At 55.5% G+C, this 13,695-nt stretch carries 23 protein-coding genes; 1 reads left to right on the forward strand and 22 read right to left on the reverse strand.

What is annotated here, in order from left to right:
- Positions 1 to 159 precede the first annotated feature (159 nt).
- From C7433_RS22325 to C7433_RS22415, 19 genes are all read right to left on the reverse strand, one after another.
- On the reverse strand, positions 160 to 1,020 hold the full coding sequence (locus tag C7433_RS22325; protein WP_110268950.1) for a DUF4942 domain-containing protein: 861 nt from the start codon (positions 1,018 to 1,020) through the stop codon (positions 160 to 162).
- A 72-nt stretch (positions 1,021 to 1,092) separates the two neighbouring features.
- Positions 1,093 to 1,272 carry a cobalamin biosynthesis protein CbiX gene (locus C7433_RS22330; protein WP_110268951.1) on the reverse strand — a complete coding sequence of 60 codons (180 nt, stop codon included), beginning with the start codon at positions 1,270 to 1,272 and terminating at the stop codon, positions 1,093 to 1,095.
- Between the two features lie 624 nt (positions 1,273 to 1,896).
- On the reverse strand, positions 1,897 to 3,180 hold the full coding sequence (locus tag C7433_RS22335) for a DGQHR domain-containing protein (RefSeq protein ID WP_110268952.1): 1,284 nt from the start codon (positions 3,178 to 3,180) through the stop codon (positions 1,897 to 1,899).
- A 62-nt stretch (positions 3,181 to 3,242) separates the two neighbouring features.
- Entirely contained in the window at positions 3,243 to 3,509 is a 267-nt protein-coding gene (locus C7433_RS22340; RefSeq protein ID WP_110268953.1) for a DNA-binding transcriptional regulator, read from the reverse strand.
- 44 nt (positions 3,510 to 3,553) lie between these two features.
- Entirely contained in the window at positions 3,554 to 4,003 is a 450-nt protein-coding gene (locus C7433_RS22345) for a RadC family protein (RefSeq protein ID WP_110268954.1), read from the reverse strand.
- A 123-nt stretch (positions 4,004 to 4,126) separates the two neighbouring features.
- Entirely contained in the window at positions 4,127 to 4,522 is a 396-nt protein-coding gene (locus tag C7433_RS22350) for a hypothetical protein (RefSeq protein WP_110268955.1), read from the reverse strand.
- Positions 4,523 to 4,659: 137 nt separating this feature from the next.
- Positions 4,660 to 5,088 carry a hypothetical protein gene (locus tag C7433_RS22355; RefSeq protein WP_110268956.1) on the reverse strand — a complete coding sequence of 143 codons (429 nt, stop codon included), beginning with the start codon at positions 5,086 to 5,088 and terminating at the stop codon, positions 4,660 to 4,662.
- The gene (locus C7433_RS22360; RefSeq protein WP_110268957.1) at positions 5,088 to 5,522 is read right to left on the reverse strand and encodes a hypothetical protein; all 435 of its coding nucleotides are present in this window, start codon (positions 5,520 to 5,522) and stop codon (positions 5,088 to 5,090) included. Before C7433_RS22360 ends, C7433_RS22355 begins: the two co-directional genes overlap by 1 nt.
- A 20-nt stretch (positions 5,523 to 5,542) precedes the next feature.
- Positions 5,543 to 6,022 carry a hypothetical protein gene (locus C7433_RS22365; protein WP_110268958.1) on the reverse strand — a complete coding sequence of 160 codons (480 nt, stop codon included), beginning with the start codon at positions 6,020 to 6,022 and terminating at the stop codon, positions 5,543 to 5,545.
- Positions 6,015 to 6,260 carry a sugar ABC transporter substrate-binding protein gene (locus tag C7433_RS22370; protein WP_110268959.1) on the reverse strand — a complete coding sequence of 82 codons (246 nt, stop codon included), beginning with the start codon at positions 6,258 to 6,260 and terminating at the stop codon, positions 6,015 to 6,017. Before C7433_RS22370 ends, C7433_RS22365 begins: the two co-directional genes overlap by 8 nt.
- 327 nt (positions 6,261 to 6,587) lie before the next feature.
- A complete protein-coding gene (locus C7433_RS22375) occupies positions 6,588 to 7,145 on the reverse strand; it encodes a phospholipase D family protein (protein WP_110269019.1) in 558 nt (185 codons plus the stop codon).
- Between the two features lie 56 nt (positions 7,146 to 7,201).
- Positions 7,202 to 7,636 (reverse strand): plasmid partitioning/stability family protein, encoded by a 435-nt coding sequence (locus C7433_RS22380; protein WP_110268960.1) that lies wholly within the window; start codon positions 7,634 to 7,636, stop codon positions 7,202 to 7,204.
- A gap of 2 nt (positions 7,637 to 7,638) precedes the next feature.
- Positions 7,639 to 8,619 (reverse strand): plasmid segregation protein ParM, encoded by a 981-nt coding sequence (locus C7433_RS22385; protein ID WP_110268961.1) that lies wholly within the window; start codon positions 8,617 to 8,619, stop codon positions 7,639 to 7,641.
- Positions 8,620 to 8,848: 229 nt separating this feature from the next.
- Entirely contained in the window at positions 8,849 to 9,601 is a 753-nt protein-coding gene (locus C7433_RS22390; RefSeq protein ID WP_110268962.1) for a tyrosine-type recombinase/integrase, read from the reverse strand.
- Positions 9,602 to 9,619: 18 nt separating this feature from the next.
- Positions 9,620 to 9,868, reverse strand: a complete 249-nt coding sequence (locus tag C7433_RS22395) for a hypothetical protein (protein WP_110268963.1) — start codon at positions 9,866 to 9,868, stop codon at positions 9,620 to 9,622.
- Positions 9,865 to 10,347 (reverse strand): hypothetical protein, encoded by a 483-nt coding sequence (locus tag C7433_RS22400; RefSeq protein ID WP_110268964.1) that lies wholly within the window; start codon positions 10,345 to 10,347, stop codon positions 9,865 to 9,867. The genes C7433_RS22395 and C7433_RS22400 overlap by 4 nt, the downstream gene beginning before the upstream one ends.
- Entirely contained in the window at positions 10,344 to 10,931 is a 588-nt protein-coding gene (locus C7433_RS22405) for a restriction endonuclease (protein ID WP_110268965.1), read from the reverse strand. The genes C7433_RS22400 and C7433_RS22405 overlap by 4 nt, the downstream gene beginning before the upstream one ends.
- Complete coding sequence (locus C7433_RS22410; RefSeq protein WP_085107945.1) at positions 10,924 to 11,172, reverse strand: helix-turn-helix transcriptional regulator; 249 nt, start codon at positions 11,170 to 11,172, stop codon at positions 10,924 to 10,926. The genes C7433_RS22405 and C7433_RS22410 overlap by 8 nt, the downstream gene beginning before the upstream one ends.
- 33 nt (positions 11,173 to 11,205) lie before the next feature.
- Positions 11,206 to 11,631: a hypothetical protein gene (locus C7433_RS22415; protein ID WP_110268966.1), complete on the reverse strand. Its 426-nt coding sequence runs from the start codon at positions 11,629 to 11,631 to the stop codon at positions 11,206 to 11,208.
- Positions 11,632 to 11,773: 142 nt separating this feature from the next.
- Between C7433_RS22415 and C7433_RS22420 the strand changes: the two genes are divergently transcribed.
- The gene (locus C7433_RS22420; RefSeq protein ID WP_110268967.1) at positions 11,774 to 12,319 is read left to right on the forward strand and encodes a hypothetical protein; all 546 of its coding nucleotides are present in this window, start codon (positions 11,774 to 11,776) and stop codon (positions 12,317 to 12,319) included.
- A gap of 472 nt (positions 12,320 to 12,791) precedes the next feature.
- Here the strand turns inward: C7433_RS22420 and C7433_RS22430 are convergent, their stop codons facing one another.
- Genes C7433_RS22430 through C7433_RS22440 form a run of 3 tightly spaced genes read right to left on the reverse strand, consistent with a single transcriptional unit; the run spans position 12,792 to position 13,684 of the window.
- Complete coding sequence (locus tag C7433_RS22430) at positions 12,792 to 12,983, reverse strand: hypothetical protein (RefSeq protein WP_110268969.1); 192 nt, start codon at positions 12,981 to 12,983, stop codon at positions 12,792 to 12,794.
- A gap of 25 nt (positions 12,984 to 13,008) precedes the next feature.
- Positions 13,009 to 13,410 carry a hypothetical protein gene (locus tag C7433_RS22435; protein WP_110268970.1) on the reverse strand — a complete coding sequence of 134 codons (402 nt, stop codon included), beginning with the start codon at positions 13,408 to 13,410 and terminating at the stop codon, positions 13,009 to 13,011.
- A gap of 40 nt (positions 13,411 to 13,450) precedes the next feature.
- The gene (locus tag C7433_RS22440) at positions 13,451 to 13,684 is read right to left on the reverse strand and encodes a hypothetical protein (RefSeq protein WP_110268971.1); all 234 of its coding nucleotides are present in this window, start codon (positions 13,682 to 13,684) and stop codon (positions 13,451 to 13,453) included.
- Positions 13,685 to 13,695 lie beyond the last annotated feature (11 nt).

Consider the following 13,695-nt stretch of genomic DNA (forward strand, 5'->3'; position numbering starts at 1 on the left):
CGCTACCGCGGAAGACCGATTGCCTTCCGATGTGATAATTATACGTCTAATGAGCCATAAACAGCAAGCACTATTTAACGTCCGGGCGCGATATTTCAGGCCCGGATTATTTCCTTTCCCTGTTAATTTTCAGGCCGCCGGGGCGGCCTGTGCTCTGGCTCAGACGCGTGGCGGCAGCATCCCCGGATAGTGTCGGGCAACCAAGTTGTTAATCTCATCAACCAGATCCGGACGCGTGAACGTGATGTGCCCGCTACCTTTTTTGAAATAGCGCACGGTGAAGTAATCACACTCAAATACTTCGCCGTTGAACTGGTTGGCCTTGAAAAACTCATCCAGTCTGGCCCCGTCAGATACGCGGTAATCCGGCACGTTGCGCCCTTCAAGCACATAAAACGGGCGCGCCAGGTCGTCTATTTTCGTATGTCCGTCAGATGAAAAGGTGATCCAGCCGCCCCGGTGCACGTCGAGCAGTGGCGAGATGATCACGCGCTTGCCAAACATGCAGGGATTATTTGTTTTGTAATCCCACGAAAGGGATTTAAAAATGTCGATAAGCCCCTGTGTGAACGTGTCGCCTTTGCTGGCGTTAAGCTGGCGGAACGTGTTCAGCACGTTGTCGAGCGTGATTTCAGGCATGTCCTTACCGGCAACTTGTTTATCCCATTCACTCCGCTGTTTGTTGCTCATAAGCGTGTACATGCCTGTTTCGGACATCAGGCGATCCCAGATTTTGCCGTCAATGACGCGCCCGATGGCGGTTTCTGCCTGACTGGTGCCCTTATCGCTCCAGCGGAGTGCGCTTTCAACGGATTTTTCAAAGTCGAAAAGGTACGAATCTTTCCCGGCCATCTGCATCAGATCGCGTGCCCTGCATAGCTGCTCGATGCCCGCCATGTAAACCCGGATGCCTTCGTTCCGCAGTGAGATAATGTGTTCAATGGCGGTGGACGGGATAGCGTCGGTGCCCTGCTGACGGCTGAAAATATCGACGGATGGAACGTTGTTTTTTTCTGACATGTTGACTCCTGCGCCAGGTCGGGGCGCTGCCGTTAATTCTGAAATCGGGCTGACTGTGCCAGCCCGTGCGGTTTATTTGCTGCTCTGGATCAGCCTGTCGAGCTGCGCGGCCAGCGCGTAGGTTGACGGAAAAGGCCCGCTCAGACGGGTGTTAGGGATTTCATTCAGGGCGTGCAGGCACGCTTTCAGCAACAGATCTTTCTGTGATTCCAGTTCTGCTTTGAGCTGTGAGGGGGTTTGTGGTCTGGTCATGGGGGTGACTCCTGCGCCGGTCGGGACGCTACCGCCAAAGGCCGTACTGCCTTTGGATGCGATCATTATACGTCTAATGAGCCGTAGTAGGCAAGTACTACTTACCTGATTAGTAAGTTTTTTTTAGCTTTTCTTAAGACTTTTCCCCCTGTAAATTTTTCTTTTTCAGGCAATGACGGGGCAGCAATGAGTCGGAGGGTTCCAGACCTCAGTCACCAGTGATCCAGACCTCAGACACTAGCGATAGCCCGAAACCCCGCAGGGGGTTCGGCGGAGCTGCACGGCTGGCCGTGCTAGCGGAGTGTGGCTGACGACTGCCCGACGGGCAGGAGCCGAAGGGGGCCCGGAAGTGTTTTTTTCTTTCTGCAGGCCTGCCAGAAAACGCCGGCAACCGGGCAGAAATAAACAGGGATGAGACGTTCTGAGAGTGTCAGAACAGGACTACTGGCTGACGCCAGGCCGGAAATCGCGGCAGAAAGGCTAAAACAGGCGACTGGGAGCGTTACTATGATTAAGGCAACATTGGGTACGTCTTTTTCAGATACGCCTTTACAGAGCCGTACAGCGCGTTTCAGGGCAACACGGGGTTAACCCCGTATTACCCCGCATGATCAGCCTGTCGCGTCAGCCCTGAGTTCCAGCCAGAAACTGGTTCAGTCCCTCACGGGAAGCCAGAACCGCCCTCCTGTACTGCGGTTCCCCGGTGGCCAGCGCTTTCAGCTTCTCCACAATATCGATCATCGGTACGGCAGCGTGCTGCTTACAATTCTCGATGTCGGCCGCATATTTCAGTAATGCCGTATCACTTGCTTCTTCAGCTGGCAGATACGCACGCAGCCACATCACATCCGCAAACGGATCTATCAGCTTTTGCAGCGCTTCGGCCGTGGCTTCAAGCGCCCGCCGGTCAGTTTTAATCGTGCCGGTTTCCGGATCAACACACTTCCCTTCCCAGCACTCAGGTACAAACGACTCACGATAATGAAAACCGTTGTCGCCGCTCTCAGCACAGGCCAGCAGTTTCTCGATGCTTTCACACGTTCTGTGTTGCAGCATTCTGGCCGTCGCCATCCCCATTGCATTAATCATAATGCCATGCAGGCCAAGCGCCTCCTGACGGTACTCCGCGGCGATATCATCCTGGGCAATGTCATTCCAGCGCATGGCCAGCGCCCAGGCTGTCCAGAGTCTTTCCGCCATAGCACGCTGTTGCGGCGAAGGGACGCTGTTGACCCGCAGACGGAGCATTTTTTTCGTCGCATCGTTCAGCGCTTTAAAGCTGATAAGCCGTGAACTTTTCGCCGGGACCACGTTGTGTTCGAAATCCACTGTACCCGCCAGCCCGGTGACGGAGCGGGCCAGATGCATTGCCAGCTGGTTAACCGGATCGTTGTTGTTATATGCCATGCTGATCGCCGCTGCCGGTTTACTGGCGTTGTTATTAATATCCGCGAAAAACTGCTGGCGTAATTCAAGTGGCAAGCCAACGGTAAGCAGTAAGCTGATCGTATCTTCCGTATTGGAATAATCGCGCACAAATTCAAAAATACCCAGGGCACGGTGCTGGCCGTCGAATAATTTTAAGTCTGCGTCCATTGGAATCTTGAGAATACCCACTGCCGGCGAGAGTTCGCTGGGGAGGAATTCAACATGACTGTCAATGTTTCCGGTGATTGACGGCAGTATGTAGGGGGCCCGTGAAGACGTTGCGCCAGCAACATAATTCCGTATTTTTTTCGCCCGCGTTTTGTTCGCTTCTCGCTGGCTGCGGTCCATAACATCGCCATCATCATCCATCGCAAGAATACGGCGTAACACGACCATAGGAACCGTCAGCATGTATTGTTCTGTGCCGCCCTGTATCCCGCGTGTGGCCGGCACTCTGAAAAAATAGTTATCAGCATTCATAATAACTCCTTCGTTTATCCGATACGCTCAGGACGCACATTTGCGCGTCGGTGTTGGCCCTGTTATTTCCAGATCGGCGGCAAGCCGGCATCGATGCAAAGGACGCACCAGACGGAGTACGCGATACCACTGTCTCCGTTCACCCAGCGGCGAACCGTTCTGCCGTTAACACCAACATATCTCGCCAGCCCTTCCTGACTCAGGTTGAGCACATTTTCCAGCAGATAGCGAAGCTCATCCCCTGTCGGCGGGGTCCATTTATCAGCGGGCCGGAAACAACTTTCGCGGATCGCGCCAACGTCAAGCGGTACGGTATATTTATTGCCCATAGCAAGGCTCCAGAGCAGGCCGCACCACCGTGCGGCCGCGGTTGTCAAATCAGACCATGTTCAGCAAAAGAGTAAATATCGCGGCTGCCCACAATCAGGTGATCGAGGACCCTGACATCAACCATCCCCAGCACCTGCGCAAGACGCTCAGTGATCAGCTTGTCAGCCTGACTGGGGTTAGTGACATCGGAAGGATGGTTATGCGCCATGACCACGGCGGCGGCATTGTGATGCAGAACGCGCTGCAGGACGATACGGGGATGCACGGTAACGCTGCTGATGGTTCCCTTAAACAGCTCTTCAAATGCAATCACACCGTTCTGGCTATCCAGAAAGAACATACAGAATGATTCGGCTGGTTCTGCAACAAGACGAAACCGCAGTAAGGTACGCGCGGCATCGGCACCGGTGATAAAATCCGTTGTAATAATTTTGCCGGCAATAATGGCATCTGCCTGGCGAATGATATTGAGTTCTTCTGCTGAAAATTTCATATATTTCCCTCGATAGGGGACCTGAGCACCGTGCCCGGCCACAAATATATAATAGGACAAATTGTCCTATATGTAAACCCAGCATCACATAAAAAAGCCCGTATTAACGGGCTTTTATGGACTTCAGTTTTTGTGCATGTGGTTCATCCAGATCCTGATAGCGCTGATAAGTATCAGCACTAGCCCTGTAACCAGACTGAGTGTGGCCAGCTGTTCAGAACTGCTACTAATAAAGTCTCCGGTATCCGCACTGTTGCCGAAATAGCCCAGCTTCGATCCGGCACCGTACACTGTCAGGGCTATCCCGGCCAGTGGGATCAGGGTGGTCATCACTGTCCCAATCACCCCGTCAAAGCTGCCACTTTTGTCGTATTTGTCGTTCAAGATTATCGCCAGCGCAATCAGCGCGCAGGATGCCAATACATAGTACAAAGCTGAGTTCGTTTTCTCAGGCGGCATCTGCTCCGTCACAATCGTGTACAGCGCGGAAAAGCCGCATAACAGTATCAGGTATCGCATCGTTGCTTCCTCTTCAGTCGGTGACGCTCAACACGCTCTCAGCGCCATTTTCGGCCTGTAGGTATAATCTTCCCATGCTTATGCTGCAGCCCCTCAGCGTGCTGCAGGCAGCGTCAGGGACACGGCTTACGTGCAGGTCAGGGGTTCGCAGCCATCACGAACTGGCCATCCGGACGCTGCAGCCGGGTGATTTCGCGTTTATGTGCGTCTCTGGCACGGATGATCTGCCAGGTTTCAGTGACGGAACCGCCCGGCCGGTGCAGACTCACCCTGACCGTTTTACGCCCCTCAGACAGGACGATGCAGTGCCCTGCATCGGTCTGCGCGGCGTGCTCTGTGTCGCCGCCTGAAGGCGGGCATTTATCAAATCCCGACACCGGCACCGCCTGCCCGTCGATGCGCACCTGATAGCCTGGCGAGATCACGGAAACGGGCTGAGGTGCATCAGGAAAATAGTCCGCAAGGTCGCAGGCTGTCAGGACGACAGGCACGCAGCCCAGCGCAAACAGCACGAAAAACCGTTTCAGGGCGGTTGGGCGTCCTGGATATGAGCTGCAGTCACGCATCAGGGGTTCTCTCCGGGTCGGATCGCGGTGTGTGACAGACGCACGGTGTCTGCTTCTCCGTTCGCTGTGTTCATAACAACAAGGTATTTTTCATCGGCAGCCACGACGTTCATCTGCGCGGCGTCCTTCTGATACACCCTGACCGAAACCACACGCACGGCGCGGCCGGCGTCATCTGCACTCATGGTTGTCACGCGCAGTGGCACTGCAACCTGCTTTGCGGGCTCTGGCGTGGATTCGTTGTAGCCCGGCTGCACCCGTTCCCGCACGGCCGCAACGGCCCTTTCATCCTGCTGACTGGCGGTTACCAGCGGCGGCGGTTTGGGCCTGCCAGATTTCCCCTGTTCACCACCAAAGAGTGAAAATCCCGCTATGACGCATGACAGAATCGCTGCAGCGGTCAAATACATACGCTTATTGCTGAAAGGACTCATAGTTAAGCCTCTGATCCGGATTAACTCCGCTTTTCAGTGAGATGCAGTGACGGGTGCTCACCTGCCAGCAGGAGCAGAAAATTGTACTCTCCGGTCTTGAGCTTGACGCCGCGCTGAGCGGGCTTTTCTTTGGTCTGCCAGGAGGCCGGCTTGTAGCCGAAGAGCGCAGCAATTTCGGCATGTTTCAGGCCCAGCGCCATGCGCAGCCGGCGTACGTCAGCGGCCGTGGCGGGCGTCCTGACAATATCCTCCGGGGTGAATGCTTTATCCAGGCGGTAGTGCGGATGCACGCCGGCAATGAGCATCAGCATGTTGTACTCGCCCGGACGCAGGCTGGTTTTATTGTACTGGCTGAGGTCGTCACTGATGGCTTCCTTTCGCTGCCACGCGCGCAGCTCGTACCCCATAACCGCACCCAAAGCAGTTTCAGTCATGCCGGTTTTTTCGCGGATCGCCTTCACCGTCTCCGGTTGCGGAACCACGCTGACCACCTTAATCATCGCCTTTCTCCCAGAAGTCAGAGTTCAGAAAAATTTGCACCTGACGGGTGCGCGGATAGTCATGGTGCCTGAGCGCTTCGCGCGTCTCGGACAGAAACTCACTCTCCTGCATCACCTTGTTAATTTTGCCGTTCCACTTACGGACCAGCGCCTGATAAGTACCGTTCTCCAGCTGATAGACCTCAAACGTGTACTTGCTGGCAGAACGCCAGCCCTCGTTGTAATAAACCTGTTTCATACGGTTATCCGGATCAACGCGCCCCGTTACGCCCGGTGGGCAGAAATCCCGGCTGCAATACGTCAACCAGCTGCCGCGGGGCAAACCCGGTGGCCGGTCCGATTCGCCCTGCCTGAACCCCGCGCGGCAGCAGGGCACATAAGACGGTCTTGGCGTGCCAGTACGCCTCAAAGTACGCGGGTTGTGACGGTGTAAACCGTTCGCAGCAGCGGACGCCGGCTGACCGGCACGGGAAATTAACAGGGGGAAAAATTGCATGGGACTCACTCCTTCGCCATTCGGGGCGCTACCGTTGATTGTGCTTAATTATACGACGAATGAGCCATATCAATCAAGCTGTATTACTTCGTGGCCACGATTTATCAGGCGGCCCGATCCGTACCGTGGCGCCACGTCCTGGCTTTCCTGCCACAGCCGGGAAAACTCATTCACGTAAGCGCTGGCTACATCCGGTACGCCGCTGATCTTCACGACGTTTTCCGCATTGCGGCTGTCTGCGCTGGCGCTGTAGTTGAATGAGCCCGTCACCAGAATGCTGCGATCGATGACCAGAAACTTGTTGTGCATCGCCTCGTAGCGGTCGTTTATGCGCACCGGTACGCCATTGTTGGCCAGAAAGTTGACGGCCGTGTAGCGGTTATCGTTGGCCTTGCGATCGGCTACAACCGCGACCGTGACGCCCCGCTCCATAGCGGCGCGAAGTTCGCCGGCGACAGGGCGGCTGGTCAGGCTGTAGGCCGCAACCAGGACCTCATGCCGGGCACCCTTAATGGAATCCAGTACCAGCCGCAGAGCGGTTCCGCCGGGAGAAAACCCGGTCTGAACCTCTACGCCGCTCAGCGCAGAGGCGGGGGAACTGCCCGGCTCCGCGACCGGGCTGGCCATGACGTTCGTGGCCAGCATCGCTGCAACTAACAGAACGTATCTCACTGGCGGCTCCTTCAGTCGTCGTCCGGGAACATATTCTGGCTGTTACGCCGGGTTTCTTCCCCGTTGCTGTCTTCGGCCGGCGTCGCCGTCGCAACGCCCCCGCTGCCCGGCTGCAGCTGCAGCAGCTGCACCGCACTGGCATTGCCGCCCGTGGCCTGACGAAGCAGCTCCGCGAGCCGGTTTATATCATCCTGCTCCTGCTGTGGCAGCGTGCTGCTTATAATGCGCTGGATGTCCTGCATCGAGGTCCTGTCCGTCATGAATTCGGCGATCAGGAACGGCAGACGTTCATCCTGCTTCATCAGCGCCGCGCCACAGAGCATCATGGCGCGCATGGCCCGGCCGCGCTCTTTCTGCGGCAGCCTTTCAAGAAGTCCGTCAGCCACCCGGTCCGCGGCGTTGCGGTCCGGATAGATGTAAAATGAGCACTTGCGGTTATCAGTCATGATCAGCCCTTCATTGCCACCATACCCAGCACCAGATCGAACTGCGGGTTTTCACTTACAAAGAAACGTCCTTCGCCCACGCCGGTTGCCGCTTTTACCGCCTCCGCCACGATGCCGGCACCACCGCCAACCACCATAACGTGCGTGAAGCCGGAGAAACGGCCGACCTCTTTGATGACGCGGTTGGTCAGGGTCTTTTCACGTTCCTGCATGACCTGCAGTACCTGCGCGCGCTGATCGGCGTTCTGCAGGTAGCTGGCCAGAAATGCGCTGTCGTTACGCGCCTGAATAAGCCGGTCGGCTACATAGGAGCTGGTTCGGGTGCTGACGCTGGTATCCAGCGCGTGCTTGACGGCTTCGGTGATGATGGACACGCCCGTTTTAGGATCGCATGAGGTTTTGACAAAGCCTGACATTTTGCTGCGGACGTGGGAAATATCGAGCGTGGTTCCGCCGATATCCACGATAAGCAGCGATTCGAGCTCGTTCAGCTCTTTCAGAACGTCAAAGCCGGCGGGCACGGATTCCGGCAGCACGCTGACTTTACGCACGGTAAAGCTCTCCTGACCCTGCACGCTGACCGGACGCTTCACGTTGGCTTTCTTGCGTTCGATATTTGCAAGATTCGGCTGGTCGTGTTCGTCCAGGTACTCGCTCAGCGGCAGCGTCACCACAATATCGATCGGCTGCGGCGTCAGTCCGGACTGCATCAGCGCATGATGGATGGCCACAACGTTAACGTCACTGTACTGATAGCGGATCTCCGTCGTGCGCACGGCATCCGGACTCAGCTGGTCAAAGCTGTATTTCTCGCCGTCAATTTCATAGTTCTCGGAGGTGCCCACGCCCGCACCGGAAATCCCCGGCAGCTTCATGGACCATTCGGGCTTGAAGCTGTTCGGACTGATCAGCGTCTTCACCGTACCGTTTTCTGACCATGCCAGTTTGATGTTGGTCGAGCCGTCGTCAACAAAAATGCGCATTCTGAACCTCACGTTGTTAGAAAAAAAAAGTACTAATCAGGAAAAACATAAGACACATATGGATTATTGCGTAAGCCGATCGGCGTGTAAAGACACGAAAGCGATTTAATTTAGATTAATATAGAAAAACAGAGAATAAAACGCGCATCAGGCCGGTACAAAGGCCGGCTTTGCGGATAAATATAGAAATACTGCGGATTAATGACGAATGAAAAGAGAATTACGATGACTAAATCTGGCGCTTGTCAGGAAGGGGCTGGAAATCGTCGGGTACGCTGAAACGCACGCCGAACTGACGCCCGACGTCGAGGGCAAACACGCGGGTATACTTCTCCGTGCTCTCCAGGCGTGTGTGTCCGGCATACGCCTGGATAACCTTAAGCGGCACCCCGTGCTGAACCAGGTGCATGCAGAAGCTGTGACGGAAGGTGTGGCAGCTGATAGGAATACTAAAAGTGACAGAGTCACTTTCTGCAAGCTCCACGGCCTTCCTGATCCAGTTGCGCGGCGTGTTATCGCTGAGCACGGGCCACAGCGCCTGCTGACGGCCTATGCGAAACGTCGTCATAAACTCCCGCACCTTGCGGACGTAGTGAGGATCGGTCAGCGGAACCACCCGGAAAACGGTGTCGTCCTTTCCCGGACGACCGCGGCCGCGCTGCCGCTGCTTCAGCGTCTTCAGCCGCACGAACGGCCGGCTGCCATCAAGCTGAAAGCTGCCGCCGGTGAGCGCCAGCGCTTCGTTTATTCTGGCACCGGTGTTCCAGAGCGTGTCAAACAGCACCTGCTGGCGCAGGTCTGGCACGTAGCGAAGAAAGGCGGAAACCTCCGGGGCCAGCAGGTAACGGGGCAGATCGGCCTGGGCCGCCATTTCCCGCAATGCCAGCGCGTCAGCGTAATCAAAGTAGGCATAGGTCACGCGATCGGCGCTGATGGCGTCGCTACGCGAATTCTGGGAGATCTGCAGGGGGAAAGTAGTCAATTTTTTAAAATCCGCTGATCAGGGTTTACTGCCCTGATTTTTATGATATTTGTCACTGAAATCGATAGCTTCCTGCATATCGAACGTCATACTGCGCGTGGTTGTCGTTGAGCTCCAGCTCTTACCGCCGGCGATGGCGAAAGCCGGCAGCGTTAGCCCGCGAAGCGGCTGGCCATGCCTTGCGGCAAAGACCAGCTGACCTGCCGGCAGTTTCAGCATGGCGGCGAACATGTCTGCACTGATTCGGTGACCTTTTAATCCACTCATAGCAACCTGTAGCTGAAGCCAGCACCCCGGCTGTTGTTATAAATCTGCTGGCCCGACTGGCCCGCATCCTCACTGTACACCATCATGCGGCGACCGTTACGCAGTGAATCCATTTTCCGGCGTGCGTCCCTGTCATCGTAGCGGACCGGCAGGCAGGCCCCCTTATCAGCGCTTTCGCTGTCAACGCGGAACACCCTGACTTTAACGGCGCTGCTGCGCACCTGGGCAGGATCTTCCCCGCTGACAAGGCCGGTCAGCTTCTGGAAGGTGTCGGCGGGGCTGCTGTATTCCGCCTGACTGAGATAGCGGCCGTTCTGCGTCAGCCAGAAATCCTGACCGGACGTTACGCGGTAGGTTTCACCCCGGCTGGCCAGACCCGATACACTGCAGAAGCGATCGTAATCGGACTGCCCCGGCAGCATGGCGCAGCCGGTAAGCAGCAGTGCCGGCAGCACCGTAATAAGTCTTCTGTAACTCATGTTGTTTCCTTCTCGATCTCAGTTTGCAGGGGAGCCGGACGGTAGCCCGGATAGGGTACAAACGGGGCATCGGTGGCAATCAGATCCAGCAGTTTCTGACCGCTGATCAGCACCATCCGGCTGTTACTCCGGATCAGCGATTTGGTTCCCTCGCGCGTTTTACCGGTATGGCAGAAGAAGCCACGGGCGCCGGCCCCGTTCAGGAGCGCGTCGAAATCACGGACGTGGCCAACCGCAATAAAGCTGGTATAGCGTTTCGCCTGGATGAACCACGTTCTGCCGTCAATGACTACCCGTCCGTCAATGCCGCCGTCGCCGGTATAGCGGCGGTTGCGGATCACCTTAAAGCCCCGCCGCTCGAAGCCCTCAAGCAGCAGCTCTTCAAACACAAACGGGTCAATTTTACGCAGATAGGCAATCTTCTGCCCGAAATGCGGAAAGGCGTTGATCCTGTCAATCACGCGGCCGGCGCTGGCCTGCTTGCGCTCATGCCGGCGGTTGCGTCGCCGCGTACCCCGCCACAGGAGGAAAAGGGTGATAACGGCGGCAAATAGATAGCCTGCGGCGTGCAGCTGATCAATCATCCTGTGTCCTCATCACCTCATACTTCAGCAGGTGCAGCAGTTTGTCTTTATTCATGTTTTTCATGGCTGGCCATTCAGCTTTCAGGGTCAGGGCAACGGTGGCGAGCTGGACAGTGCGGGGCACGGCCGCGCCGTCCTCGTACTTGACCAGGCTGGTCCGGCTGATCCCGAGCTCTGAAGCTGCCCGCTCCTGGTTCCAGTTCAGCCCCCGGCGCCAGAGAATAAGGTCAAAGCCGGTCAATCCGGGACTCTCCCGCAGGCGTTACGTGGTTTATCATCCTTTTTCCCCGGTTAATTTGCTGTCCGGATAGCGATGACGCAGCTGAAGGGAAAATCCGTTATAGAGTTTAAGCCAGGCAGAATCAGGCAGGTCATAATCCGTAAGAGCGGTATGCTTTGCTGACCATGCGTCAAAGGCTTCCGGTTCCATGCCGGCACCTTTGCGCGCCTGCTGCTCGTCGAAGTAGGCGCAGCTGACCAGATTTTTCCTGTCGTCCGTGCTGAGCTTCACTTCATTACTGTTTTCCGGCCCCGCCTGCCTGAGTGCGCTACTGGTTTCCGGTAGCGTCTGCCTGAGTGCGCTGCAAAGGCCCTGCACGCCTGCTTCACTCAGCATCTGCTGCATCTCCTGATTATCATTCTGCGCGTGAGCGCCCTGCGTCATAACCAGCAGGATGCCGGTCATCAGTAATTTTTTCATTTTTCCCCCGTCCTGTTCATCGCTTCATGGCACGCCAGAAATGCTGTGCCGTCATGAAAAATATACGTCAAAAATGTTCAGATATGAACATTTTTATAATACATTTAACAGGCTTATATATTGCTGACTGAACGGAGAGACGATGAACATCAAATATTATGACGAGCATGCTGCTGAGTTCGAAGCGATCACGCTGGCGCTGAAAAAACAGATGGAAACAATCTGGGGGGAGTCTCTTAAAGAGAACGGAGACACCCTGGATGATGAGGCCGTCTATGCCGTGCTGTTTGAAGAGCTGCAGTATAACTTCACCCCGCAATCCTTCAGCGAGCTGGACCCGGCGCAGACGCTGAATGAGGACCAGATTGCCGCGTTTGTGGCGAAATCGCGCCGTTACAAGACCGGTATCACGGTGAAATGCGTGCCGGGAAAACCGCACAAGTGGCTTAAAGCCTGTATTGCGCCTTACGAGAAGGCTGAGGGGACCAACCTTATCTGGATCGACGCTGCTGCCATTGAGCACATCGGTGCGGGATCGCAGTTTGAGGACCAGTATTATCTCAGTGTGACCACACGCAGCGGGCAGACTTACCGCGTGAATGACTTCCGCCTGCCCGGTCGCCTGCTGGAAAGTGCGCATGACACCCTGTTCAGGGCACTGAATTCAACCACCGGCGGCAATTTCTGATACGCAACTGCATCGCGCTGACCGGGGTTAACATCTTAATTTTCCGTTCACTCCGGACAATTAAGCCGTCAGAACGTCCATAACTGAAAGGCGTCCTTCTTCAGAGCTGGACGCCTTTTATGTCTGTAGTGAATGCCGCTCTCACTTAATCTTGACAGTCAGGGTTGCTCTGAACGCTAATCCAGTAAGCAGGCTCGACAACCCAGATTCCGCAATCACAGGCTATCGCCTTATGACGGCGGTTAACCAGCCATACCGCCCAGGCAAGTAAGCGACTATTTCCACGATAAAGGGTTCTGACTCCCTTTATCATGACAATATAACGAGGCTTCCTACTCATCTCTTCTCCTCACCGCCTTTTCCATTATTCGATCTCAGTATTATATCCCGATAAAGCATGCCCGCTTCAGGATGCTATGCGCCGGGCAGTAAGCTCTGTTCAGCCATACGGTCACTGATTGCATTTTAACTGCTACCAGATAGGGAAAACGAAAAAGCCGCTCCCTGCCAGCATCGTGAGTACAGTAGCAGGAAGCCTGAACTTCATGACATAACTGATAAAGAAGCCTACTACGCCGCCAAGAATGATGGCCGCGCCAAATTGTGCAACGGCAACCAAATCAATGCCGTTCAAAAAGCCGTTCATATTATCCAACGCGCTCATATAACCCCCTCCGGGTGAGTCAGGTTCAGCTTTCTGAATGCCCTGAGAGAAGTGTGAAGGGTATGCTGTCGTCCTCACGCCCGACCATTACCGGTACGTCTTTCCAGCGCTCCGTGTCTTTACCCCAGCGCTCCAGGTCCGCACAGGACAGACCGTGTTTCCGGCATATCTGCTGGATCTCGTCGTTCGAAAACCATTCAATTCGTAACAGGTGTTCACTGATCACCCATTCATCCCACGGCCTGCCATCAAAGGTGGGTTCACGCAGTCGCCAGTCCGGTGCATGATTGACCAGAAAGTTGCCGAACAGGCTGTCGGTTATCTGATAGATATCCGTATAGCCAACTTCACTGTCCGGGATAATTTTAAGATAGAGCATGCCCGCTTCAGGATGCTCTGCGCCCAGAAGTACGCGCTTTTCTGCCATCACTATTACTCCTTCACAACGTTCACTGTAGTCAGAGTTTTCATGACTCTTTCCCCTGTTCATCTTTCTCTGTCCGGCGGGCAAGCGTTTCCAGCGCCCTGACTTCACGCTCTCGCCAGCTCGCCTCCTGACGGTCCTTTTCCTCTCTTTCCACCTGCCTTATGATCGCGCAGGAACACCAGATAATACCCAGCAAAAACGCACCCGCCACAAACCAGGTGCCGTCATCGATGGGTATCAGGCTCTGCAGCCGCTCAGAAAAATTTGTGTTCACGTTCCGCCCCC

The sequence above is a fragment of the Pantoea sp. PNA 03-3 genome, from assembly GCF_003201175.1.
GTDB lineage: Bacteria > Pseudomonadota > Gammaproteobacteria > Enterobacterales > Enterobacteriaceae > Pantoea > Pantoea stewartii.